This is a genomic window from Kibdelosporangium persicum, assembly GCF_013280595.1.
In the GTDB taxonomy this organism is placed as follows: Bacteria; Actinomycetota; Actinomycetes; order Mycobacteriales; family Pseudonocardiaceae; genus Kibdelosporangium; species Kibdelosporangium persicum.
The window spans coordinates 229,827-252,792 of sequence record NZ_JAAATY010000002.1; the positions used below are offsets into that span (position 1 = coordinate 229,827).

Below are 22,966 nucleotides of genomic sequence, written 5' to 3' on the forward strand. Positions count from 1 at the left end.
AAGGTGGGCTTGAGACCGTGTATTGAACAAAGGCGACGGATGCGGCGGGACCCACGGGAGCTGGCCTGGCGGAAGTTCCAGAGCCACGAGTTCGCCGCGCCCGCACCGGATCTGGCGCCGTTCGTGGCCCGGTACTGGATGGTCGAGTGGGACTACGAGGAGCCCTACCGGCAGCTGATCGTGCCGTATCCCAACGTGCACCTGACCTTCCACGAGGATTCGGCCACCCTGAACGGCGTCTCCAGCGGTCACGTGTTCCAGGTCCTCGACGGACGCCGGAGCGTGTTCGGGGTCGCTTTCCGGCCGGGCATGTTCCGGCCGTTCCTGGGCCGGTCGGTCTCGACGATCACCGACCGGGTCATCCCCGCGAGCGAGGTCTTCCACGGCCTGCCTGCGAAGTACGCGGTGCCGGAGGTCGAGGACTTCCTGCGGGCCAACCTGCCTGAGCCGGACCCCAGGGCGGAGCTAACCGCGCAGGTGGTCGACCGGATTTCCGCGGGCCCGGACGTCATGCGGGTCGACGCCCTGGCCAAGGAGTTCGCCGTGACCGTCCGGCAGTTGCAACGGCTCTTCGCCGAGCACGTCGGCGTCGGGCCGAAGTGGGTGATCCGGCGCTACCGGCTGCACGAGGTGACCCAGCGGATGGCGGGCGGGGACCGGATCGACTGGGCGGGCCTGGCCGCCGATCTCGGCTACGCCGACCAGGCCCACTTCACCAGGGACTTCACCAGGATGTTCGGCGAGACCCCGACGCACTACGCGCAGCGTTACTGATCCAGTACGGCCAGGTGTTCCGGCGCGAGCTCCAGATCGAACGCGGGCACGTAGGCCTGGTAGTGGTCCCAGGTACGCGGGCCGACAATGGGCACGACCTGCGAGGACTGCTGGAGCCACGCCAGCACGACCTGGCTGCCCGTCACGCCCAGCTCCTGCGCCACCTTCGCGACGGCCGCAAGCCGCCTGTCCGTGTCCGGACCCACGTACTGCTCGTACATCGGGATATCCGTACGGCCTTCGTAGACACCACGCAGGATCGGCGAATACGCGGCCAACGTGACATCCGGGTTGCGGCGCAACCATTCGATCATGTCCGGACCCGCGACGTTGCGCCCGCCTGTTCGTGGTGGCAGATACGAATACTGTTGCTGCACAACGACAGGGACAGTCCAGCCGTTCTCCCGGCACAAGGTCCGCATCTGCTCGAGGCGCCAGGTCCAGACGTTGCTCCAGCCGATGTACCGGACCTTGCCCGCCCGCACGATCTCGTCGAGCGCCTGCAGCGTCTCCTCCAACGGAGTCGCCATGTCGTCCACGTGGATGTAGTACAGGTCAACGTAATCCGTACGCAGGCGACGCAGGCTCGCGTCGATACCGCGCCGGATCACCTCCGCGCTCGCACCTTCGTAGTATGGCTCCGCACTGGGTTCCGTGCGTCCGGCCGTGTAGTCCGTGAGCTGAGCGGACACCTTGGTCGCCAGGAAGACCTTGTCCCGCCTGCCTGTCAGCAGCTCGCCGAGCAGTTCCTCGCTGTCGCCGCCCTCGCCTTCCTGCTTGGTCCACCACGCGTAGCAGTCCGCGGTGTCCAGGAAGTCCCCGCCCGCGTCCAGGTAGGCGTCGAGGATGCGGGCCGAGGTCTGCTTGTCGGTGAGGGTGCCCATCACCATGCATCCCAGCGAAATCTGGCTGACGGTCTGATCGCCGAGTCGGACTCTCTTCATGCCTCCGACCCTAGAAGCGATCGGTCTGCCATTACAGTCCACTTGCGTGACCGGATCACAGACCAATCTGAGCTGGGACGTACTGCTGGACATGTCCGGCCCCGGCGCACAGCACGAGCAACTCGCGCGTGCGCTGCGCAACGCGATCCGGGACGGCGTGCTGCGCAAGGGCGCGACACTGCCGCCGAGCCGCAAGCTGGCCGGGGATCTGCAGTGCTCGCGATGGGTGGTCACGCAAGCGTATGCACAGCTGGTCGCGGAGGGATATCTCGAGGCCAGGGCCGGTTCTGCCACCCGCGTGCACTGCTGGGCGGACGAGGTCTGGAAGCCCGTGGCGCCGAGGGCGACCCCACCACCACCGCGGTACGACCTCGCCCCGGGACTGCCCGACCTACGCGCGTTCCCGCGAAGGCGTTGGGCCGACGCGGTTCGTGACGCGTTGGTGACGGCACCGCACACCGACTTGGGCGTACCGGTCGCGGGCGGTCATCCCCGGTTACGCACGGTCCTGGCCGAGTACCTACGCCGAACCCGAGGCGCGGTCACCAGTGACGTGTTGATCTGCTCCGGCGTCTGCCAGGGCGTCACGTTGGTCGGCCGGGCGCTGCACGCGGCGGGCATCACGCGGATCGCGGTGGAGGAGCCCGGCTGGACTCGCGTGTGGCGTGCCGCGGAGGATGCCGGTCTTGAGGTCGTCCCGGTGCGGGTCGACAGCTCCGGTCTTTGTGTCGACCGGATTCCCGCCGGTGTTCGCGCGGTGATCGTGACGCCCGCGCACCAATTCCCTTCCGGTGTCGTCCTCACGCCGGAACGGCGGGCCGCGTTGCTGACGTGGGCGCGTGACGTCGACGGGGTGATCCTGGAAGACGACTACGACGCCGAGTTCCGTTACGACCGTAAGCCCGTCGGAACCGTGCAAGGCATGGATCCGCGGCGAGTCGTGCTGCTCGGGTCGGTCAGCAAGACCTTGAGCCCGGCGCTGGGCATCGGCTGGTGCGTCGTTCCTCCACAGTGGACCGTCCCGACGGCGGCGCCGTCGGTCGTCGACCAGTTGGCGCTGGCCACTTTTGTCGAGAAGGGCTGGTACCACCGGTACCTCCGGGCGGCACGGCTGCGGTATCGCGCCCGCCGGGACGCGTTGCTGGACGCCCTTGGCCCGCTTGACGTCTCTGGCGCCGCGGCGGGACTGCACCTGTTGCTGCACCTGGACCGTCCGGCCGACGAGGTCGTACGCCGGGCGGCGTCCCAAGGGCTGAAGCTGGTCAGCCTGGATGCGTATCGCCGCACGCCAGGCGATCCCGCGCTGGTCCTCGGTTACGGCAACCTGGCGGACAGTTCGGTGGCCGACGCGGTGGCCGTGCTCAAGGACTCGATAGGTCGAAGTGGTTCGGGACGTTCGCGATGAACGGGCTGCCGCCGTCGGCCCGGCCGGTGCCTCACGGCTTCGGCAGGTCGAACATGTGCAGCATGCCCGCCGCGAACGGCAGGTCGCCGCGCACCTTCAGCTTGCCGGTCATGAACAGCACCGGCGCCGAGGCGTTCGACGTGATCAGCCGCAGGAAGTCCTGCGGCGGCATGGTGATGGTGACGCGACTGTCCCTGGTCATCTCCTGGTTGATCGCGCAGGTCCGGTTCTCGATGACGGTCTCGTAGCGGTCGTAACCGTCTTCGTCGGTGCCGCCGGTGAACCGCCAGTGGATCACGCCGTCCACCGCCTTCTCCGGGCGAAGGTGCGTCCGCATCCGCCGGAAGATCTCGCCGAGGATGAGCTTGCGCAGTTCGGGACGGCCGAGCACCTCTTCGAGCTGGTCCTTGGACGCACCGGCGATCAGCCTCGCGAACGTCCGTGGCCCGATCCTGGCGAGGTCGACGCTGACGCCGGAAAGCCGCTGCAGGCCACTGATCAGGCGGACGAACTCGTCCCCGGGCAGCTTGGCCGGGTCGATACGCTGGGCGATCGCGTCGATGTCGATGTCGGCGAGCCCTTCGGTCCCGGGATCAAGCTGGTCGATGAGCGTGACCAGCTCGCTCGGACTGAGCCGGCTGACGGCTTCGACACTGAGGTCGGGCATGAGCGCCTCCTCTTACCTACTCGTGAGTAAGAATACGGTCGGGTAGATACGATGGCAATCTCAATGACGTCGAGGGGTGGATACCGTGAGCGTGGAGGACAAGCGAGTCAAGCGACTGCCACGGGAAGTCCGGGAGAAGCAGATCCTGGACGCCGCGGTCCGCGTGTTCTCCGAGCACGGCTACCACGAGGCCTCGATGGACGAAGTGTCCGAGGTCGCGGGCGTGTCCAAGCCGATGATCTACGCGTACCTCGGGTCGAAGGAGGACCTGTTCGCGGCCTGTATCCGTCGTGAGGCAGGCCTGTTGATGGAGGCGATCGCCGGCGGCGTCGACCCCGACCTGGCACCGGACATGCAACTGTGGATGGGCCTGCGGTCGTTCTTCGAGTTCGTGGCTTCGAACAAGCAGAGTTGGCGCGTGCTGCACCGGCAGGTCATCTCGCAAGGCGGCCCGTTCAGCGAGGAAGTCCTCGCGATGCGTACCCGCGCCATCAACCTGGTGGACGCTCTGCTGTCGCGTGTGGCCACCAAGAAGGGCATGGACGACCACGCCCAGAAGAGCACCGAGGCGATGTCCGCGGCTCTGGTCGGCGCCGGGGAGTCGTTGGCGGACTGGTGGCTCGACCACCCCGCGGTGCCGACGCGGACCGTCGCCTCCTGGCTGATGAACCTGGCCTGGATGGGCTTCGGTGACATGGTCGAGGGCAACGTCTGGACGCCTTCCGCGCATTAGGCCTGGTCGCGGGACGACGCTCGGTAGCTGGCGGCGATCGCGGCGGCACGGTCGCGCAGCGAGGTACGCAACCACTGCGGGGCCAAGGCTTCCGCGTTCGTGGCGAGCTGCCACAACGCCCATTCGGCGTGTCTTGAATCCTGAAAGGTGGCCTCAAGCCGCAGCCAGCCGTCCGAGTCGGTTTCCTCAGCGCGAACGGCCAACGCTGTGCCCACCAGTTCTTCGCGTCGCGCCGGGTTTACCCGTAGCAGCACCGTGACCTGGTCACCGCCGGTCCGGAACCGCGTGCCACGTTCCCGCCATGCCCGGTCGAGATCGACCCGGTCCGGTCGCTGTGCGGGTTCGGCGAGTTCCTCCGCGGCCAGGACCCGGGACAGCCGGTAGGTGCGGTCCGCGCCAGACCTTGTGGCCAGCAGGTACCCGTGGCCGCGCACGGTGACCAGGCCGATCGGGTCCACCGTGCGCCACTTCGGGGCCTGGCCCGCGGCCGCGTAGTGGATTCGCAGCTTGTGGCCGGCGAACACCGCGCGCCGGATCTCGCCGGCCACGGTGTCGGGAACCTCCTCGGCGACCAGCCGGCGTGACAGCAGATCGGTCTCCGGGTCGATGAGTAATCGTTGCGCCGCACCGGCCGCGGTCGCCCGATAGCTTTCGGGGAGCGCGTCGACCACCTTGCGCATGGCCGAGGCGAGCGCTGAGCCGAGGCCGAACGCATGCGCACCGCGCCGCGATCCGGCGACCAGCAAGGCAAGCGCCTCGTCGTGGTTCAGTCCGGTGAGCTCGGTCTGGAAACCGGGCAGCAACGCGAACCCGCCGTGCCTGCCGCGTTCGGCGTACACCGGGACACCGGCCGCGGACAGCGCCTCGATGTCGCGCAGCACGGTCCGGGTCGACACCTCCAGCTCACGGGCCAGCGTGGCCGCGGACAGCCGACCGTGCTGACGGAGCAACAGCACCAGCGAGACCAACCGGTCGGCGCGCATGCGAAAACTCTAGAGGAATACACGACACAGGATGTCGTGATTCGTTGGCAGGCTGACCGGCATGACAAGCAAGACCGTGGCCACTGAGCCGAACGACCTGGGCAAGTACTTCATCGAGCGCGGTAACGCGGGCGATGTCGACGGGCTGGTGGCGTTGTACGAGCCGGACGCCGTGCTGGCGTTCCCGCCCGGCAACATCGCGACCGGACATGCGGAGATCCGCAAGGTGTACGAGGAGTTCGTCGCGGCCGCCCCGGTGCTCACGCCGGGAAGGCAACACCCAGCGCTGGTGAGCGGCGACCTGGCGCTCACGGCGTCCACACTGACCACCGGTGAGATAACCGTCGAGATCGCCCGACGCCAGCCCGACGGGTCGTGGCTGTGGGTCGTGGACCAGCCGGTACTCGTGCCGTAGCGCGGTCGCGGACCTCCGCCTCAAGCCGAAGTGATCTCGCCGGTGAGGTGCGGCTTTCCGTTGCGGGCGTTGAAAAGCTCAAAACTCCAGCCGTCGTCCGCGCGGTCGGTGGTGAAGCCGGCCTTGGCGGGCAGCAGCACGGGGAGCTTGAACTTCACGTCGACCGTGTACGCCTCGGGAAGCCTGCCCTCGAAGGCCGCCAGGCACCGGGCCTTCGTCCACATGCCGTGGGCGATCGCCCGGGGGAAGCCGAAAAGCTTGGCGGCCAACGGGTGCAGGTGGATCGGGTTGCGGTCGCCCGCGACCTCGGCATAGCGGCGGCCGATGTCGTCGGGCACGGACCAGACGGCTCCTGGCTGCCGGACGACCACGTCCTTGTCCGCGGACGAACCGCCGGAACCGGTGCGGCGCAGGTACGTGCTGGTGCTGTGCCAGGTCACCGAATCACCGGCGAAGACCGTGGTGACCATGTCGAACTGCCTGCCTTTGGCATGGTCACGCAGGTTCTCCACGTGGACCTGCACCCGGAGGACGTCCGTGGTGTGCAGCGGCCGCAGCTGGGTGATGCGGTTGGCGATGTGCACCGAGCCGACCAGGGGGAAGGGGAAGTCGTTGTCGGTCATCAGCTTGACCTGCAACGGGAAGCCCAGGACGTGTGGGTACGTGATCGGCAGCTGGTCGGTCAGCCGGAAGCCGCACACCTTGTTGTACGCGGACAGGTGCCCGGGATCGACGGCAAGCGGGGATCGGCTGTACACAGTGGACGGTAAGGCTGAGCCGTGCCGGGTGAAGCCGGTCAGGACTGCTTTGCCGAACAGCACGGTGAGGTTCGGGGTCGAGTCGAGTTCCCGGGTGGGTGTGGCCGTCATGTCAGGCTCCCAGCAGGCTCTGGCCGCAGACCCGCACGACGTTGCCGTTCACGCCGCCGGACGCCGGGCTGGCGAACCACGCGATCGTTTCCGCGACGTCGACCGGCAGGCCGCCCTGGGACATGCTGTTCATCCGCCGGCCGGCCTCGCGGATGAACAGGGGCATCGCGGCGGTCATCCTGGTCTCGATGAAACCCGGTGCGACCGCGTTGATCGTGCCGCCCCGCTCGGCGAGCAGGTCCGCGTAGGCGTTCACCATGCCGATCACGCCCGCTTTGCTCGTGCCGTAGTTGGTCTGGCCGACGTTGCCGGCGATTCCGCCGATGGACGAGACGCCGACGATCCGCCCTCCGGTGCGGAGTGTGCCGTCCAGCAGGGCGTCGTTGATGCGCAGCTGCGAAGCCAGGTTCACCGACAGCACCGCGTCCCATTGGGCTTCGGTCATCTTGGCCAGGGTCTTGTCGCGGGTGATCCCGGCGTTGTGCACGACGATGTCGACGCCGCCGTGCCGTGCCGTGAAGTAGTCGACGAGTTGCGCGGGCGCCTCGGGTGACGTGATGTCGAGCTGGAGAGCCGAACCACCGACCCGGTTCGCCACGGCCGACAACTCTTCGCCCTGCGCGGGGATGTCCAGCGCGACGACGTGCGCGCCATCGCGGGCCAGCACGTCGGCGATCGACGCGCCGATGCCGCGCGAAGCTCCCGTGACCAGGGCGACCTTGCCCGTCAACGGCGTCAGCCAGTCCTCCGGGCGCGCGACGAGGCCGTCTCCGACGCGGATGACCTGGGCGTCGACGTAGGCGGACTTCGCCGACAGCAGGAAACGCAGCGTCGACTCGATGTCCGCGTCACCGGACACGTAGACCAGCTGCGCGGTGGCGCCGCGCTTGAGCTCCTTGCCGACGGACCGCGTGAAGCCTTCCAAGGCCCGCTGGGGGATCGACTCGCGGGAACCGTCCGGCGTGGCGCCGAGAACGACCACCCGGCCGCACGCCGCGATGCCACGGATTCGTGGGTGGAAGAAGTCGTACAGCTCGCGGAGGCGTTCGGCGTGGTCGATGCCGGTCGCGTCGAAGACCAGCGCACCCGGCCGTTCCGCGGTGTCGACGACGTCGATCCCGGACTGGCCGAGGACCTTGCGGACCTGGTCCTCCAGACGACCACCTTTGGCCGACCCGACAACCGCGGGACCGGGCAGTGGCGGCTGGCCTGGACGGTACCGCCGCAACGGCACCGGGTTGGGCAGCCCGAGCCTGCCGACCAGGAACTTTCCCGGGCCGGAACGAGCGAATCGCTGGTAGCCATCGGTCATCGGCACGCCTCCCTACTCGCGGTAATACTACTTGCGAGTAGGTTAGGATGGCCAGTACCACCGAACCGGGAGGGCCAGATGGCGCCAACAGGCTTCAGGCGGGTCGCGATCATCGGCGGGAACCGGATCCCGTTCGCCCGGTCGAACGGCCCCTACGCCACCGCTTCGAACCAGGACATGTTCACCGCGACACTGGACGGACTGGTCAGCCGGTTCGCACTGCAGGACGAACGGCTCGGCGAGGTCGCCGCGGGCGCGGTGCTCAAGCACAGCCGTGACTTCAACCTGGCGCGCGAGTCGGTGCTGGGCAGCAGGCTGTCCCCGGAGACCCCGGCGTACGACGTCCAGCAGGCGTGCGGCACCGGACTCCAGGCGATCATCCAGGTCGCGAACAAGATCGCCCTCGGCCAGATCGACGCCGGGATCGCCGGCGGCGTGGACACCACCAGCGACGCGCCGATCGGCGTGCACGAGGACCTGCGCGCGATCCTGTTGCGGCTCAACCGGACCAAGAGCGTCGGCGGGCGGCTGCGACTGCTGGCCAAGCTGCGGCCGGGCCACATCGTCCCGGACATCCCGCGCAACGCCGAGCCGCGCACGGGCCTGTCGATGGGCGAGCACGCCGCGATCACGGCCAAAGAGTGGCACATCGAACGCGCCGAGCAGGACGAACTGGCCGCGGCGAGCCACCGGAACCTGGCCGCTGCCTACGAACGCGGCTTCTTCGACGATCTCGTGACGCCTTATCTGGGCCTGCAGCGCGACCAGAACCTGCGGCCGGACTCGTCGGTGGAGAAGCTGGCGACGCTGAAGCCGACGTTCGGCGGTCCCGACGGCACGATGACCGCGGGCAACTCGACTCCGCTCACCGACGGCGCCTCCGCTGTCCTGCTTGCCAACGAACAGTGGGCGAAGGCGCGGCGGCTGCCCGTGTTGGCGTACCTGACGTTCTCCGAGACCGCGGCCGTCGACTACGTGCACGGCGGCGAAGGGCTGCTGATGGCTCCGGCGTACGCAGTGCCGCGGATGCTCGCCAAGGCCGGAATCTCGTTGCAGGACTTCGACTTCTACGAAATCCACGAGGCCTTCGCCTCGCAGGTCCTTGCGACGCTCAAGGCCTGGGAGGACCCGGCGTTCGCCAAGGAGCGGCTCGGCCTGGACGAACCGCCGGGAGCGATCGACCGGAGCAAGCTCAACGTCAACGGCTCGTCGTTGGCGGCCGGGCACCCGTTCGCGGCGACCGGCGGCCGGATCGTGGCGACGCTGGCCAAGCTGCTGAACGAGCGCGGCTCCGGCCGTGGGCTCATCTCGATCTGCGCGGCCGGCGGGCAGGGCGTGACCGCGATCCTGGAGAAGTAGCGTTGTCTACGGCTCTCTAGTTTTGAAGCTAGATTGCCGTAGATGCCTTGATGGACGACACGCCGTACGGATGTATCCGGGAATATCGGATCGACGCTAGACAGGCCGATACCTTCCGATGATGGACCCGGTACGCAACCCGTTCGCCCCGGGCGCGGGCCAGCGCCCTCCCGAGCTCGCCGGCCGGGACAAGGAACTCGCCGCCTTCGAGGTCGTGCTGGAACGGGTCGCCCGCGGGCGACCGGAACGCAGCCTGGTGCTGACCGGGCTGCGCGGCGTCGGCAAGACGGTGCTGCTCGGTGAGCTGCGGTCGATGGCGCTGAAACGCGGGTGGGGCGCGGGCAAGGTCGAGGCACGGCCGGACGCGGATCTGCGACGGCCGCTGTCCGCCGCCTTGCACCGCGCGGTCCGGGATCTCGCCGTGCGGCACCGTGCTCCGGAACGGGTCGAGTACGTGCTCGGCGTGCTGAAAGCGTTTGCGCTCCGGGCGGCGCCCGAGGGCGCGAAGCTCCGTGAGCGCTGGCAGCCCGGCATCGACGTGCCCGCGGCGAACGGGCGCGCGGACTCCGGGGACATCGAGATCGACCTGGTCGAACTGTTCACCGACGTCGCCGAGCTCGCCCAGGACGTCGGCACCGGGGTCGCGCTGTTGATCGACGAGATGCAGGACCTGTTGCCGGACGACGTGTCGGCGTTGTGCGCGGCCTGCCATGAGCTGTCCCAGAACCAGGCGCCTCTGGTGGTCGTCGGCGCCGGGCTGCCGCATCTGCCCGCGGTGTTGTCGGCGAGCAAGTCGTACTCGGAGAGACTGTTCCGGTACGTCCGGATCGACCGGCTGTCCAAGGAGGACGCGCACCAGGCGATTCTCGCGCCCGTCACCCGTGAGGACGCCGACATCACCTCCGATGCCCTGTCGGCGTTGTTCGAGGCCTCCGGCGGTTATCCGTACTTCATCCAGGCGTACGGCAAGGCCGCGTGGGACGCCGCGCCGAGCGATCCGATCACGGCCGAGGACGTCAGCGTGGCCGCCCCGGAAGCCGAGGCCGAGCTGGCCGTCGGCTTCTTCGGCTCACGCTACGAGCGCGCCACGCCCGCCGAGCGGGAGTACCTGCGGGCGATGGCCGAGCTCACCGAAGGCCGCGACGAGGGCACGAGCACCGCGGACATCGCCGTTTTCCTGGGCCGCAAGCCGTCGTCGCTGTCGCCCGCCCGGGACAGCTTGATCAAGAAGGGCCTGGTGTACTCCGCCGAACGCGGTCGGATCGCGTTCACCGTGCCGCACTTCGGCCGGTTCCTGCTGGGCCGTGACGAGTGATCTCTAACGGAATCTAGAACTTCAGGTAGACAACCAGATAGGAGGACATGTCCGGCGCGGTACCCAGTTGACCGACGAATCATCGGCGTGTGCCTGACATCACCGGATAATCGGGTGCATCAGCGCGAGCGGGCGCGCATAATAGGTACTGAGCAACCGAGACACAACCCGAGGGGTGCAAGTACCTGTGAACATCACCGCCAAGATTCGTGCCCGCCGCGCCGAGGCTCGTACCCGGCGGGCAGTCAACCGTGCGATCGACAACGCCGCCACGCCGGCGATGCGCCACGAGTTGATCATCATCGCGCAGCAGCAGGGCAACCTCCGCTGACTTCGCGGGTCGGCACCCTCAGCGGCCGGCCATCCACCTACAGCTGAAAAGTTCACTCGAAAGAGTGACACGGAACACACCGTGGACCCCAGTAACACCTTGGTCCAGACCGGCGATGTTCCCCATGACCCCGAGATGCTGGCGGACCCCCGACCTGGCAGCATCCCGGGGTCTTCCATACCCGGGCAACAACGAGAAGCAGGCGAGCGAAGCGAGCCGTGCGACTCGGTGACGGGTATCCGCGCGTGTCTGCCGTACCGGCATGGCGAGTTGAACGCGCGAGCGGCGAACAGCGAGAACCAACCCGGCTGGAAGCGAGTCGAGCAGTTTGACTCGCCGTGCCGGTGGGGCGGACACGCGGAAAACCGATTCGACCAGCCCAGCTGGGCCAGAAGCGAACCCGAACCGCAACAGCGGGCACGGGGTGCCGCAACGGCGGACACAGGGTGCCGCAGTGGTGGACACAGGGTGCCGCAGTGGTGGACACAGGGTGCCGCAGTGGTGGACACGAGGTGCTGGAACGTGACACACGGGGTGCCGGAAAGTGCAACTCGGGGTGTCGGAGTGGTGGGCACGGTGAGCGACCGGTGGAGGTCCAACGTCCCTCGTTAGGGTGTCCTTCGTGGGTATGACCGTTCTGGCGCTGGACATCGGCGGGACCAAGATCGCCGCGGGCGTCATCGACGAGCACGGTGAAGTGCTCGGCCACACCACCCGCCCGACCCCGTTGCACGATCTCGCCGACACCTGGCAGGCCGTACTCGATGCCGCGGCGGAAGTTCTCGGCGACCGGGCGATCAACGGCATCGGCGTCGCGTGCGCGGGTCCCGTCGACGTCACAGCGGGCACGGTCAGCCCGATCAACGTGCCCTGCTGGCAGAACTTCCCGCTGGCCGCGCGGCTGCACCAGACGTTCGGCGTCCCGGTCCGGCTCGCCGGTGACGGGGTCTGCATGGCGCTCGGCGAGCACTGGACAGGTGCGGGCAGAGGCGCCGACTTCCTGATCGGCCTCGTCGTGTCGACCGGTGTCGGCGGCGGTCTCGTGTTGCACGGCAAGCCGTACGGCGGACGCACCGGAAACGCCGGGCACATCGGTCACATCGTCGTCGAACCCGAAGGCGTGCCATGCACCTGCGGCGGTCGTGGTTGCGTGGAAACGGTCGCGGGCGGGCCGCATCTCGTGCGCTGGGCACGGCAAAAGGGATGGCGCGCACCCGACAACGCTGACGCGGCCCACCTCGCCGCCTCCGCGCTGGCTGGGGACGAGGTCGCGTTGGCCGCGTTCGACCGTGCCGGGCGTGCGGTCGGGATGGCGATCGCCGCGACGGCCGCCCTGTGCGATCTGGACCTCGCGGTGGTCGGCGGCGGCATCGCGCAGGCCGGCGAACTGCTCCTGAATCCCGTTCGTGAGGCGCTGACCGACTACGCGAGGTTGTCCTACGTCGACACCTTGCGGGTGGTGCCCGCCGAGCTGGGCGGTCAGGCCGGGCTGGTGGGTGCCGCGGCGCTGATCATCGGCGGTTGACGGACCGGATATATTTGACCGCGTCAAAGGATTGTTTGAGGTGGTCAAATGGTTTCCGATGCCCGGGTCCAGGCAGTCCGGCGGTTCAACCGGTTCTACACGCGGATCCTCGGCGTGCTCGCTGAAGGCATGAACAACACGCCCTACTCCCTGACCGAGGCGCGAGTGCTGTTCGAACTGAGCCAGCGCGAGCACACCGAGGTCACCGCACTGCGCCGGGATCTGGGTCTCGACGCCGGGTACCTCTCCCGGCTGCTTGCCAGGTTCGAAAGCGACGGCCTGGTCAGCCGGGACAAGTCGGCGACCGATGGCAGGCGCCAGGTGGCCGGGCTGACCGAAGCCGGTCACACGACCATGAAGATGCTCAACGAGCGGTCCGAGGCGCAAGTGCGGGCACTGCTCGATCCGCTCGGCGAAGAGGACCAACGCAAACTCGTCGCCGCGATGGAGACGATCCGCGAACGCCTTGACCGGACACGCAAGCACGGCAACACAGTCGTCCTGCGCCCGCCCGGGCCCGGTGACCTGGGCTGGGTGGTCGAGCGCAACGGCGCGCTGTACGCACAGGAGTACCAATGGGGCCCGGGGTACGAAGCGCTCGTCGCGCGGATCGTCGCCGACTACGCCGAGAACCATGATCCCGCGCAAGAAGCGGGTTGGATTGCGGAAATCAACGGTGAACGGGTCGGAAGCATCTTCTGTACACGTAAGGACAACACAACGGCAAGGCTCCGGTTACTACTGGTTGAACCGAGTGCACGAGGTATGGGTGTCGGCGGGCGATTGGTGGACGAGTGCCTGCGGTTCGCGACTTCGATCGGCTACCGAACAATTGAACTGTGGACCATCAGCGTGCTGACCGCGGCCCGCCGGATATACCAACAGCGTGGTTTCAGCCTGGTGTCAACCGAGCCACACGACGCCTTCGCCCCAGGTCAGACGGCTGAAACCTGGCGCAAGGAACTTATCGACCGGTAGTCGAAATCGCGCGCGACGCAATTACGGCAACCAGTTGAACAAATCACACTCGAACGCAGCATCGACTAACCGCGCGAACAGTGGTTTGGTGGTCACCTGGGAGATTTCCGCTTCGCTAGGAGGCAGGCGTGCCTGTTCGCGCCCTCACCGGTGTCAGTTCGGCGATGCTCGCCACGGCGATGGTCGCCGCCTGCGGTGCGGTCAACGAGCAGTGGGACCTGCCCATGTCGCCATTGCAACGCCCGTCCGACATCCCTTTACAGAACCGGGATGTCTGCGCGGCGCTGCGGGCCGACCGGCTGAGCGCCGGGTGCCACCTGATGGCCGAGAACGGCTCGGCGGAGATCCTGATCTTCCCCCGGCTGGACGGCGGTTTACAGCGCTACTCCGACGCCGTGGACGGCGACACCGTGCGGTGGCTGGGAATCGACCGGTTTCCCGCGATCCAGCTGACCGGCTCCGGCAGTGACGGCGTCGCCTCCTGCCGGATCGCCCTCGACGTGGCGCCCGGCCAGGTGCTGCTGATCGTCTACCGCCAGCGGGCCGCCGATCCGAAGCTGGCGCCGTGCAAACCCGCAAGGGACTTCGCCTCGACGTCGCTGTCCGCCTTACGCAACCGCTCCGCATGACAAAACCGGCCGATCCGTCCGAAGTGGACAGACCGGCCGGTTCGCCGTCATCGGGTCGCTAGTGGACCGCGACCTCCTTGAGCCTGGGATCTCCTTCGTCGGCGTGGTAGTCGGCGTCCTGCGTCTGGTCGATGCCGTTGTCCACGTTGCGGGCCCGCAGGATCCAGGTCACCAGCACCGCCACCACCAGGTTGACCAGCAACGCCACGAAACCGACGTAGATCTGCGTGCTCACCCCGCTGAACGGGTGCCAGCCGAAGATGCTCAGCTGGCCGAGCGACAGTGCCGAGCCACCGAAGTGCGCCTTGCCCGCGGCCGGGTTCGGGATCTCGTAGAGCATCGCGAAACCGGCCACCATGCCGACCACCCAGCCCGCGACCAGCGCCCACCGGTGGAACCACCGGGTGTAGAGCGAGATCGCCACCGCGGGCAGCGTCTGCAGGATGATCACGCCGCCGATCAGCTGCAGGTCGATGGAGAACTGCGGGTCGACGAACAGGATGAACAGCACCGCGCCGAACTTCACGATCAGCGACGCGAGCTTGGCCTGCTTGGCTTCCTGCTTCGGGTCGGCGTCCTTCTTGATGTACTCCTTGTAGATGTTGCGCGTCCACAGGTTGGCCGCGGCGATCGACATGATCGCGGCGGGCACCAGCGCGCCGATGCCGATCGCGGCGAACGCGATACCGGTGAACCACGCCGGGAACTGCTGGTCGAACAGCACCGGGACGATCGTGTTGGTGTCCGGCCGTCCGGTCGCCTGGTTCACGATCGGCTTCGACGCCGCCTGGATGGCCACGAAGCCCAGCAACGCCAGCAGACCGAGCAGCAACGAGTACGCGGGCAGCGCCACCATGTTGCGCTTGATCACGTTGCGGCCGCGCGACGCGAGGGCGCCGGTGAGCGAGTGCGGGTAGAGGAACAGGGCGAGGGCCGAACCCAGCGCCAGCGTCGCGTACTGCAACTGGTTGGTGGGGCTCAGCAGCACACCGTCGCTGGCCGCGGGCGTCGCGGCGAACTTGGCCTCGGCCGAGTTGAAGATCGTCTCCCAGCCACCGAGCTTGGACGGCAGGTAGAACACCGCGACCAGGATGACGATGTAGATCAGGATGTCCTTGACGAACGCGATCAGCGCGGGCGCCCGCAGGCCGGACTGGTAGGTGTAGACCGCCAGCACGACGAACGCGATCAGCAGCGGCAGGTGCCCGAGGAAACCGGCACCGTTGAAGCCCATCGTGCGCAGCACGGCCTCCAGGCCGACCAGTTGCAGCGCGATGTACGGCATGGTGGCGACGATCCCGGTGATCGCGACCAGCAGCGCCAGCAGGCTGGAGCCGTAGCGGCCACGCACGTAGTCAGCCGGGGTGACGTAACCGTGCACACGCGACACCGACCACATCCGCAGCAGCGGAAGGAAGACGATCGGGTACAGGATCACCGTGTACGGCAGGGCGAAGAAGCCCATCGCGCCGGCGCCGAACACCAGCGCGGGCACCGCGACGAAGGTGTACGCGGTGTAGAGGTCACCGCCGACGAGGAACCACGTGATCCACGAGCCGAACTTGCGGCCGCCGAGGCCCCATTCGTCCAGGTGGTCGAGGGTGCTGCCGGCCTGCCAGCGGGCCGCGACGAACCCGAGGACGGTGACGACGAGGAAGAGGATCGCGAAGACGACGATCTCTGTCCATTGCAGGTTGGTCACTTGGCGTCCCCTTCGTCCAGGTCGTCCACGCTCAGCCGGTCCGGCTTGTGGCTGACCGGTTCGTCCTTCGTCTTGACGTAGACGATCCATACGCACAGCACACCGACGATCACGAAGGCGAACTGCGACCAGTAGAAGAACGGCATGCCGAACAGGTGCGGGCCATCGAAGTTGATCAACGGTGTGATCAGCATGACCAGCGGAACCAGCAGCAGCAGGTTCCAGTTGTTCCACCGCAGGCCGTACCCGGGCTTCCCAGGTGACTCAGACATCGACGTCCTCACTCGCGTCAGGCCAGTACGTTCGCCGGATCGTAGACATGACAAGGCATCGGATGCATCACAATCCGGGCCCTACGTCACGTCCGGCCGCAGTCAACCGGCGGGAGTATCCGAATCGTGACTTCACGCCGTCACAGAACGCATCGCGGCCGGTACCGTCGCGGCATGCGGATCGCTTGGCGGCTGGCCGTGGGCACGGCCCTGCTCGGCATCGCCGCGTGTGAACCGGCCGCCACCCCGCAGCCGCCGCCGGCGGCGACCAGTGGTCGGATCACTGTGCCGGGGAACATGTACGGCGCGAATCCGCCGAAGCCGGGTCAGTGCCTCGACACCCGGAACGCGAGCGTTGTGGACTGTGCCGGACCGCACGACGCCGAAGTGATCAACACCGGCAAGCTGACCGCGACGACGATGCCGGACGAGGCGACCGCGGCGACCCTGACGATCCCGCCGTGCCGGGAGAAGATGGCCGAGTACCTCGGCAGCCCGGACATGGACGCGACCAACCTGGTCGCCATGCCGCTGTGGCCCAACGACCAGCAGTGGGCCAGGGGCGAGCGGTGGTTGCTGTGCACCGTCGCGGAGGTCGGCGCGGACGAGAAGCCCTTGCACCGCACGGGTTCGCTCGAAGGCGCGTTGCAGGGCAACGAGTTCTTCCGGTTCCAGACGTGTTCGGTGTCCTCGCCGTCCCGCGAAGCCAGGGTCCGGCGCGGGCCGTGTGACGGGCCGCATCTCGGCGAGGCCCTGCCCGGGGTGATCAGCCTCGGCAGGCCCGGGTCGCCGATGCCCGGGACGGACGCGATGAACAAGATCGCCGGGGAGAAGTGTCCCGGTCTGGTGGCGAGGTATCTCGGCGGGAACAGCGGAGAGGTCTCGACGGCCTGGCGGCTGCCCAACGGCGAATCGTGGAACCGCGGGTACACGAACCTGGTCTGTTACGCCGAGGCGTCGCGCCCGGTCCGGGTCCGGCTGCGCAACCTAGGCCAGGGCCCGCTGCCGGGCTGAAGGGCGGAGCCCGTCACGCACAGGCGCGACGGGCTCGGCGTTGTTCGCGGGCTCCTGGTCGGTGTCTGTTGACGTCAAAACGACCATCAACAAGGCGGCCAGTGCCAGCACCATCATGGCCAGTCCGGCGACGATCACTTCTGACACCACCTCTCCTGTGTTCCTTGTCTCTCTATGACGCGAAGGACAGGGTCCTCGTTGCGGGTGGCTGTGGACAACTGAGTTTCGGGACGGTCTCGATGTGGTCTCGTCCCCAGGCTGTGCACAGACTTGTCCACAAGCTGTGGACAAGTTCGGGGACACCCAGCTCAGCTCGGTGCACCAATCGTCACAACGGTCACAGGGACCCCACCGCCTGTGGACAACTCCAGGTCTCGGCCCGACGGGAACCGGCGGGGCCTATCGTGAGTCCAACTCCGCGAAACGAGACCTACTTCACCCGAGGGGGAGCGGTGTACGACGACGCCGACCAGGACAACACCACCAGCGCCGGTCATGGCGACGAGATGACCGTGACCGTCGACGGTGAGCAGTACGAGCTCGAGACCGAATTCGACCTCAACAAGGACGGCGACAACGACACCGCGATCGTCACCGCGGACGACGGCAGCCAGGTCGCCTTCACCGACTCCGACAACGACGGCGACGCCGACGTGGCGGTGGAGCTGGACGACAAGGGCAACGTCGTCGGCGCCGCCCGTTACGACAGCGCCAGCGGCGAATGGGTGCCGATCGACCCGAAGACCGGTGAGGCCACCACCGGCTCCGGCGGCGCGGGCCACGAGTCCGGCGCGGGCTCCGGCGGCCCGGCGTCGGCCGCGGGCGAGGACATCACTGTGGACGTTCCGGACGAGGCCGAGGACATGAGCGCCGGAGCGGCCACAGTGGACATGAACAAGGACGGCAAGAACGACACAGCGGTCGTGCAGTCCGAGGACGGCGACCTCTACGCGTTCACCGACGCCGACGGGGACGGCGAAGCCGACCAGATGACCGTGATCGAGTCCGATGGCAGCGTGACGATCTCGCAGCACACCGGCGAGGACGAGTGGGCCGAGGTGGAGAAGGGGCACCTGGACTCCCAGGGCAACTACGTCCCGGACACCCAGCGCGGCTGACCTGACCCCGACGGCCCGTTCGTGCGAGTCACGAACGGGCCGTTCGTGACTCCGGGTCCGATTCGACGCAATAGCCTTGCAGCACAAGGGAACTTGACGAAGTGGCGGCGGCCACAATGCTTTCGCCGGACTCCGGCAAAAGCATGATGAAACTCCGCGAATCAACTGAACCGATTTCCTGAACCGATCCGGAATGCACGGCCGACCGGAAGATTTCCCGGACAACCCGGGTCATGTGGGAAAGCACACGTACGCATTCGAGTGCTGAATCGATCCCCTTATCGGTCCGGTGAGGCAACCCACACGCCAGCTGTCGTTTAAGTGGCCGTCACCTGGTTAACCTCGCTTCATCCCTTTTCACGGCACGCCCATCTCCTCCTCCAGGTGGGTGGGCGAAGCCATTGGTGAGGACGTCGAAGTCCCCGCGCTAGCAAGACAACGGCGTCTGTCGCGGGCTTTGAACTCCCAGGTTCAGGAGACGAGGCGAGATGACCGCATTGGCCATTCCAGGTCTGGATACCGCACCGACGACGCACCAAAGGCTTCTCGAGTGGGTGCACGAGGTCGCCGAGCTGACCACACCGGACCGAGTGGTGTGGGCGGACGGTTCGGACGAGGAGTGGGACCGGCTCACCGCGAAACTTGTCGAAGCCGGAACGTTCACACCGCTCAAGCAGAAACCCAACTCGTTCTGGGCCGCTTCGGATCCCGGCGACGTCGCCAGGGTCGAGGAGCGGACGTTCATCTGTTCGGTCGACCCGCAGGACGCGGGCCCGACCAACAACTGGATGGACCCGGCCGAGATGAAGGCCACCATGACCGAGCTCTACCGGGGCTGCATGCGTGGCCGCACCATGTACGTGATCCCGTTCTGCATGGGCCCGCTCGAGGCGGAGAAACCCATGCTGGGTGTGGAGATCACCGACTCGGAGTACGTCGTCGTGTCCATGCGAGTGATGACCCGTATGGGTTCGAAGGCGTTGGCCAAGTTCGGTGAGGACGCGGACTTCGTGCCGTGCCTGCACTCCGTCGGCGCGCCGCTCGAAGACGGCAGGCAGGACGTCGCGTGGCCGGCGAACGAGACCAAGTACATCAGCCACTTCCCGGAGACCCGCGAGATCTGGAGCTACGGCTCCGGCTACGGCGGAAACGCGTTGCTGGGCAAGAAGTGCTACTCGCTGCGGATCGCCTCGGTGATCGGCCGCGACGAGGGCTGGCTGGCCGAGCACATGCTGATCCTCAAGCTGATCTCGCCGGAGAACAAGGTCTACTACATCGCCGCGGCCTTCCCCAGCGCCTGCGGCAAGACGAACCTGGCCATGCTCGAGCCGACCATCCCCGGCTGGCGGGTCGAGACGCTCGGCGACGACATCGCGTGGATGCGGTTCGGTGAGGACGGCCGGCTGTACGCGGTCAACCCGGAAGCCGGCTTCTTCGGCGTGGCACCGGGCACGGACTGGCACACCAACCCGAACGCGATGCGCACCATCGAGCGTGGCAACACGGTCTTCACCAACGTCGCGCTGACCGACGACGGCGACATCTGGTGGGAAGGCATGGGTGAGCCGCCCGCCCACCTGACGAGCTGGAAGAAGCAGGACTGGACGCCCGACTCGGACGAGCCGTCCAGCCACCCGAACTCGCGGTACTGCACGCCGATGGCACAGTGCCCGATCCTGGCACCGGAGTGGGACGACCCGAAGGGCGTGCCGATCTCGGCGATCTTCTTCGGTGGCCGCCGTAAGGACACCATCCCGCTGGTGACCGAGTCCCGCGACTGGAACCACGGCACCTTCATGGGCGCGACGCTGTCGAGCGAGACGACAGCGGCCGCCAAGGGCAAGGTCGGTGTGGTCCGGCGCGACCCGATGGCGATGCTGCCGTTCATCGGCTACAACGCCGCCGACTACTTCGCGCACTGGATCGCCACCGGCAAGCGCGCCGACGCGGCCAAGCTGCCGAAAATCTTCTACGTCAACTGGTTCCGCCGCGGCGAGGACAAGAGCTTCCTGTGGCCGGGCTTCGGTGAGAACTCGCGCGTGCTGAAGTGGGCGATCGAGCGCATCGAAGGCAAGGCCGCCGCGCGGGAGACCCCGATCGGGTACGTGCCCACTGTGGACGACCTGGACACCGAGGGCCTGGACGCGCCGCGGGCGGACCTCGAGGCCGCCCTCAAGGTGGACGTCGAGGAGTGGCGTGCGGAGATCCCGATGATCGAGGAGTGGTTCGACAAGATGGGCGACAAGCTGCCGACGTCGCTGCGCGACGAGCTGGAAGCCCTCAAGCAGCGCCTGTCAGCGTAGCCAGGCGCACAAGGCCCCGGGGACGGCTCACCCCGGGGCCTTTCCCTGCCGTCGGCGCGGGCGCTCAGCCTGGCTGGGCGGCGGGTTTGACCTTGGCTGTGCGGATGCGGGCCAGCAGGGCCTTGGCGGTCTCGCTGCCCGACTCGACCTGGGCGAGGTGCTTGTTGACCGCCTGCAGGCGCTTGGAGCGTTCGGTGGCGTCCAGCCGCATGGCCTTGTCGACCTCGCGGAGTTCTTCCTCGATGGCCGCGATCCGGCGGCCGAGCGCGTCGTCGAGGGCCAGCGACAGTTCCTGCTCGGCCTGGATCAGCTGGTCGGCGACCATCTGGTCCAGGGTGGACCGGGCGTCGGCGATCGCGTCGGTGAGCCAGGTCTTCATGTGCTGCTTGTCCTGGGAGTGCCGCCGCGTTCGGGAGATCCACCAGCCCGCGCCGAGTCCGAGCACGATCGTGACCGGGGCGACGATCACGCCGAGCGTGCCCGCGGCCGCCGCGCCGAAGAGTCCCAACGGCAGCGTGGCGAGTTTGCCGAGGCCGACGCCGCCGGAGATGCCCATCATCACCATGAGCTTGTCCTCGGACGTGCCGGGGCGTTTCTCCGGCGAGCGCAGCACGACCGGGGGTTGCCCGGCGCGCGCGTACTGGGCCTGGAGCATCACCAGTTCGTCCGGGGAGAACAGGCCGACCAGCACGGTTTCGCCGATCTTGTTCAGCCGGGCGCCGACGGATGTGCTGATCCGGCGCGAGACCAGCTGCAGTGCGGCGTCGACCTGACCGGGCAGCGCGGCCAGTGTCTCCCGGTCGGCCACGTCGATGGCCTGACGGAACCAGGTCTGCATGTCCCGCATCTCGCGGCTGACTTCGTGCGTGTTCTCCACGCGGGTGCGCTGGATCTCGCCGCGTAGCTTCACCTGCCAGCCGCGTGCGGCCGATTTGCGTTGTGCGGTCAGCTCTTCCTTACGCGCCCGGAGCGCCTTCGCCTCGTCGGCGCCCGTGGTCAGCGCACGGGATTCGGCCGTGAGCTGCACTTTGACCTCGTCGAGTGACGTGGTCAGCGCACGCATGGTGTTGGCCTCGGCCAGCATCGCGGCCTTGCCGATCACCAGCTCCTGCAAGGCATCCGCGAGGGCGGCCAGGCCGGAGCGTTCCTTGAGCATGTCGGCGGCCTGCTGGTTCGGTGCTTTCCCCGCCATCTCGTACATCCGCGCCGAGACGGGGTGGAACTCCGAGTCGGCGAACCGGGGCGCGTGGTCGCGCAGCAGGCTCTGGTTGGCTTCCAGCACCTGCCGCCAGCCGCGATACTGGTCCACTTTGGACAAGGCGAACAGCACGGTCTCCACCCGGTCGCCGACGTTGCGCAGGAAGTTCAGCTCACCGACGGTGAACGGGGCCGAGGCGTCGACGACGAACAGCAGCGCCGTGGCGCTCGCCGCGGCCTCCAGCGCCAGTTCGCCGTGCACCGAGTCGAGACCACCGACGCCCGGGGTGTCCACAATGGAAATCTTGCTGAGCAGTTCGACCGGCCCGTCGACTTCGACGTACCGCGGCGGCAGATGCCCTTCCGGCAGGTCGTGCCCGGCCGACACCCAGTTCACCAGCTGGCCGAGATCGACCTGGATCGGCGCGAGGTGGCCCGGGTAGCACGCCCGCGCCTCCCATTCCTCGGCGTGACCGAAGATCAGGTACGTCGCCGTGGCCACGTCGGCGTCCACCGGGGACAGGCCTGGCCGGTCGAGCAGGGCGTTGACCAGCGAGCTCTTGCCGCGGTTGGTCTCACCGAGGGTCACCACGGTCGGCTGGCGCCTGCGCCGGGCCCGCAGCTCCTCGACCCACGTCGCGGACTCCGGCGAGATCTCCCGCAGCAGCTTCAACATCTGCTCACGGTGCTGGGCGACCTGCTTGGGCAGGCTGGGAGCGGGCATCGTCACGGTTGCCTGGCCTTGTACACGGTCACGATCGGCGCGCGCAGCAAGCGCCCGCGATCAGCGAAACCCACCACTTCCGTCTCCGCGACCACGCCGTCCATCGTCACGTCCTGCGTCGGCACCGTACCGCCCGCCTCATGCCGCGCCGGGTCGAACAGATCACCGTCCGGCCGGATCGCGGACACGCCGATACCGGCCAGCCCTTCCTCGATCCGCTCCACCACACCGGCGCTGCGGGCGCGGTCGAGCGCGTACAGGCAGAGCTGGACGAGCGAGTCCCGCTCGGCCAACGCCTGCTTGAGCGGGTCGGCCTGCTCGGGCTCGGCCTTGTCGATGCCCGCGATCACCTCGGCACTGACCTCGATCGTCGGGTCGGCCTCGTCGTCCGCCTTGG

The 22,966-nt window shown here is 67.8% G+C and carries 23 protein-coding genes; 13 read left to right on the forward strand and 10 right to left on the reverse strand.

Annotation, left to right across the window (positions count from 1 at the left end):
* Positions 1 to 39: 39 nt before the first annotated feature.
* Entirely contained in the window at positions 40 to 774 is a 735-nt protein-coding gene (locus GC106_RS05640) for an AraC family transcriptional regulator (protein WP_173125117.1), read from the forward strand.
* On the opposite strand, the gene GC106_RS05645 is transcribed toward GC106_RS05640, so the two are convergent.
* Complete coding sequence (locus GC106_RS05645; protein WP_173125118.1) at positions 768 to 1,718, reverse strand: aldo/keto reductase; 951 nt, start codon at positions 1,716 to 1,718, stop codon at positions 768 to 770. The genes GC106_RS05640 and GC106_RS05645 overlap by 7 nt on opposite strands.
* Before the next feature lie 46 nt (positions 1,719 to 1,764).
* Between GC106_RS05645 and pdxR the strand changes: the two genes are divergently transcribed.
* Positions 1,765 to 3,123 carry a MocR-like pyridoxine biosynthesis transcription factor PdxR gene (gene pdxR, locus GC106_RS05650; RefSeq protein ID WP_312872450.1) on the forward strand — a complete coding sequence of 453 codons (1,359 nt, stop codon included), beginning with the start codon at positions 1,765 to 1,767 and terminating at the stop codon, positions 3,121 to 3,123.
* Between the two features lie 31 nt (positions 3,124 to 3,154).
* On the opposite strand, the gene GC106_RS05655 is transcribed toward pdxR, so the two are convergent.
* Entirely contained in the window at positions 3,155 to 3,790 is a 636-nt protein-coding gene (locus GC106_RS05655; RefSeq protein WP_173125121.1) for an SCP2 sterol-binding domain-containing protein, read from the reverse strand.
* 85 nt (positions 3,791 to 3,875) lie between these two features.
* On the opposite strand from GC106_RS05655, the gene GC106_RS05660 reads away from it, so the two are divergent.
* Positions 3,876 to 4,523, forward strand: a complete 648-nt coding sequence (locus tag GC106_RS05660; protein ID WP_173125123.1) for a TetR/AcrR family transcriptional regulator — start codon at positions 3,876 to 3,878, stop codon at positions 4,521 to 4,523.
* Here GC106_RS05660 and GC106_RS05665 read toward each other — a convergent pair.
* Positions 4,520 to 5,506 (reverse strand): helix-turn-helix transcriptional regulator, encoded by a 987-nt coding sequence (locus tag GC106_RS05665; protein ID WP_173125125.1) that lies wholly within the window; start codon positions 5,504 to 5,506, stop codon positions 4,520 to 4,522. The two genes, GC106_RS05660 and GC106_RS05665, sit on opposite strands and share 4 nt — an antisense overlap.
* A gap of 76 nt (positions 5,507 to 5,582) precedes the next feature.
* Here GC106_RS05665 and GC106_RS05670 point away from each other — a divergent pair, with 76 nt between their 5' ends.
* Entirely contained in the window at positions 5,583 to 5,921 is a 339-nt protein-coding gene (locus tag GC106_RS05670; protein WP_173125565.1) for a YybH family protein, read from the forward strand.
* 20 nt (positions 5,922 to 5,941) lie between these two features.
* On the opposite strand, the gene GC106_RS05675 is transcribed toward GC106_RS05670, so the two are convergent.
* Together GC106_RS05675 and GC106_RS05680 are read right to left on the reverse strand one after the other, a co-directional pair.
* Positions 5,942 to 6,790: a MaoC/PaaZ C-terminal domain-containing protein gene (locus GC106_RS05675; RefSeq protein WP_173125127.1), complete on the reverse strand. Its 849-nt coding sequence runs from the start codon at positions 6,788 to 6,790 to the stop codon at positions 5,942 to 5,944.
* Position 6,791: 1 nt separating this feature from the next.
* The gene (locus GC106_RS05680; protein ID WP_173125129.1) at positions 6,792 to 8,102 is read right to left on the reverse strand and encodes a 3-oxoacyl-ACP reductase; all 1,311 of its coding nucleotides are present in this window, start codon (positions 8,100 to 8,102) and stop codon (positions 6,792 to 6,794) included.
* Positions 8,103 to 8,180: 78 nt separating this feature from the next.
* Here GC106_RS05680 and GC106_RS05685 point away from each other — a divergent pair, with 78 nt between their 5' ends.
* From GC106_RS05685 to GC106_RS05710, 6 genes are all read left to right on the forward strand, one after another.
* Positions 8,181 to 9,461 (forward strand): acetyl-CoA C-acetyltransferase, encoded by a 1,281-nt coding sequence (locus tag GC106_RS05685; RefSeq protein ID WP_173125131.1) that lies wholly within the window; start codon positions 8,181 to 8,183, stop codon positions 9,459 to 9,461.
* A gap of 121 nt (positions 9,462 to 9,582) precedes the next feature.
* A complete protein-coding gene (locus GC106_RS05690) occupies positions 9,583 to 10,776 on the forward strand; it encodes an ATP-binding protein (RefSeq protein WP_173125133.1) in 1,194 nt (397 codons plus the stop codon).
* Between the two features lie 187 nt (positions 10,777 to 10,963).
* Positions 10,964 to 11,107: a hypothetical protein gene (locus GC106_RS05695; protein ID WP_173125135.1), complete on the forward strand. Its 144-nt coding sequence runs from the start codon at positions 10,964 to 10,966 to the stop codon at positions 11,105 to 11,107.
* A 628-nt stretch (positions 11,108 to 11,735) separates the two neighbouring features.
* Positions 11,736 to 12,632 (forward strand): ROK family protein, encoded by an 897-nt coding sequence (locus GC106_RS05700; RefSeq protein WP_173125567.1) that lies wholly within the window; start codon positions 11,736 to 11,738, stop codon positions 12,630 to 12,632.
* Positions 12,633 to 12,680: 48 nt separating this feature from the next.
* A complete protein-coding gene (locus GC106_RS05705) occupies positions 12,681 to 13,610 on the forward strand; it encodes a bifunctional helix-turn-helix transcriptional regulator/GNAT family N-acetyltransferase (RefSeq protein ID WP_173125137.1) in 930 nt (309 codons plus the stop codon).
* A gap of 128 nt (positions 13,611 to 13,738) precedes the next feature.
* Positions 13,739 to 14,239 (forward strand): DUF3558 domain-containing protein, encoded by a 501-nt coding sequence (locus GC106_RS05710; RefSeq protein ID WP_173125139.1) that lies wholly within the window; start codon positions 13,739 to 13,741, stop codon positions 14,237 to 14,239.
* A gap of 58 nt (positions 14,240 to 14,297) precedes the next feature.
* On the opposite strand, the gene mctP is transcribed toward GC106_RS05710, so the two are convergent.
* A complete protein-coding gene (mctP, locus tag GC106_RS05715; protein WP_312872452.1) occupies positions 14,298 to 15,941 on the reverse strand; it encodes a monocarboxylate uptake permease MctP in 1,644 nt (547 codons plus the stop codon).
* Positions 15,938 to 16,213 carry a DUF3311 domain-containing protein gene (locus GC106_RS05720; protein ID WP_173125143.1) on the reverse strand — a complete coding sequence of 92 codons (276 nt, stop codon included), beginning with the start codon at positions 16,211 to 16,213 and terminating at the stop codon, positions 15,938 to 15,940. The genes mctP and GC106_RS05720 overlap by 4 nt, the downstream gene beginning before the upstream one ends.
* Positions 16,214 to 16,387: 174 nt before the next feature.
* Between GC106_RS05720 and GC106_RS05725 the strand changes: the two genes are divergently transcribed.
* Positions 16,388 to 17,227, forward strand: a complete 840-nt coding sequence (locus tag GC106_RS05725) for a septum formation family protein (RefSeq protein WP_173125145.1) — start codon at positions 16,388 to 16,390, stop codon at positions 17,225 to 17,227.
* On the opposite strand, the gene GC106_RS05730 is transcribed toward GC106_RS05725, so the two are convergent.
* Positions 17,201 to 17,374 carry a hypothetical protein gene (locus GC106_RS05730; protein WP_173125147.1) on the reverse strand — a complete coding sequence of 58 codons (174 nt, stop codon included), beginning with the start codon at positions 17,372 to 17,374 and terminating at the stop codon, positions 17,201 to 17,203. The genes GC106_RS05725 and GC106_RS05730 overlap by 27 nt on opposite strands.
* A gap of 257 nt (positions 17,375 to 17,631) precedes the next feature.
* On the opposite strand from GC106_RS05730, the gene GC106_RS05735 reads away from it, so the two are divergent.
* Both GC106_RS05735 and GC106_RS05740 read left to right on the forward strand, forming a co-directional pair.
* Entirely contained in the window at positions 17,632 to 18,345 is a 714-nt protein-coding gene (locus GC106_RS05735; protein WP_173125149.1) for a DUF6802 family protein, read from the forward strand.
* 488 nt (positions 18,346 to 18,833) lie between these two features.
* Positions 18,834 to 20,648 carry a phosphoenolpyruvate carboxykinase (GTP) gene (locus tag GC106_RS05740; protein WP_173125151.1) on the forward strand — a complete coding sequence of 605 codons (1,815 nt, stop codon included), beginning with the start codon at positions 18,834 to 18,836 and terminating at the stop codon, positions 20,646 to 20,648.
* A gap of 64 nt (positions 20,649 to 20,712) precedes the next feature.
* On the opposite strand, the gene GC106_RS05745 is transcribed toward GC106_RS05740, so the two are convergent.
* On the reverse strand, positions 20,713 to 22,569 hold the full coding sequence (locus tag GC106_RS05745) for a dynamin family protein (protein WP_173125152.1): 1,857 nt from the start codon (positions 22,567 to 22,569) through the stop codon (positions 20,713 to 20,715).
* Between the two features lie 2 nt (positions 22,570 to 22,571).
* Positions 22,572 to 22,919 carry a nucleotide exchange factor GrpE gene (locus tag GC106_RS05750; RefSeq protein WP_312872488.1) on the reverse strand — a complete coding sequence of 116 codons (348 nt, stop codon included), beginning with the start codon at positions 22,917 to 22,919 and terminating at the stop codon, positions 22,572 to 22,574.
* Positions 22,920 to 22,966 lie beyond the last annotated feature (47 nt).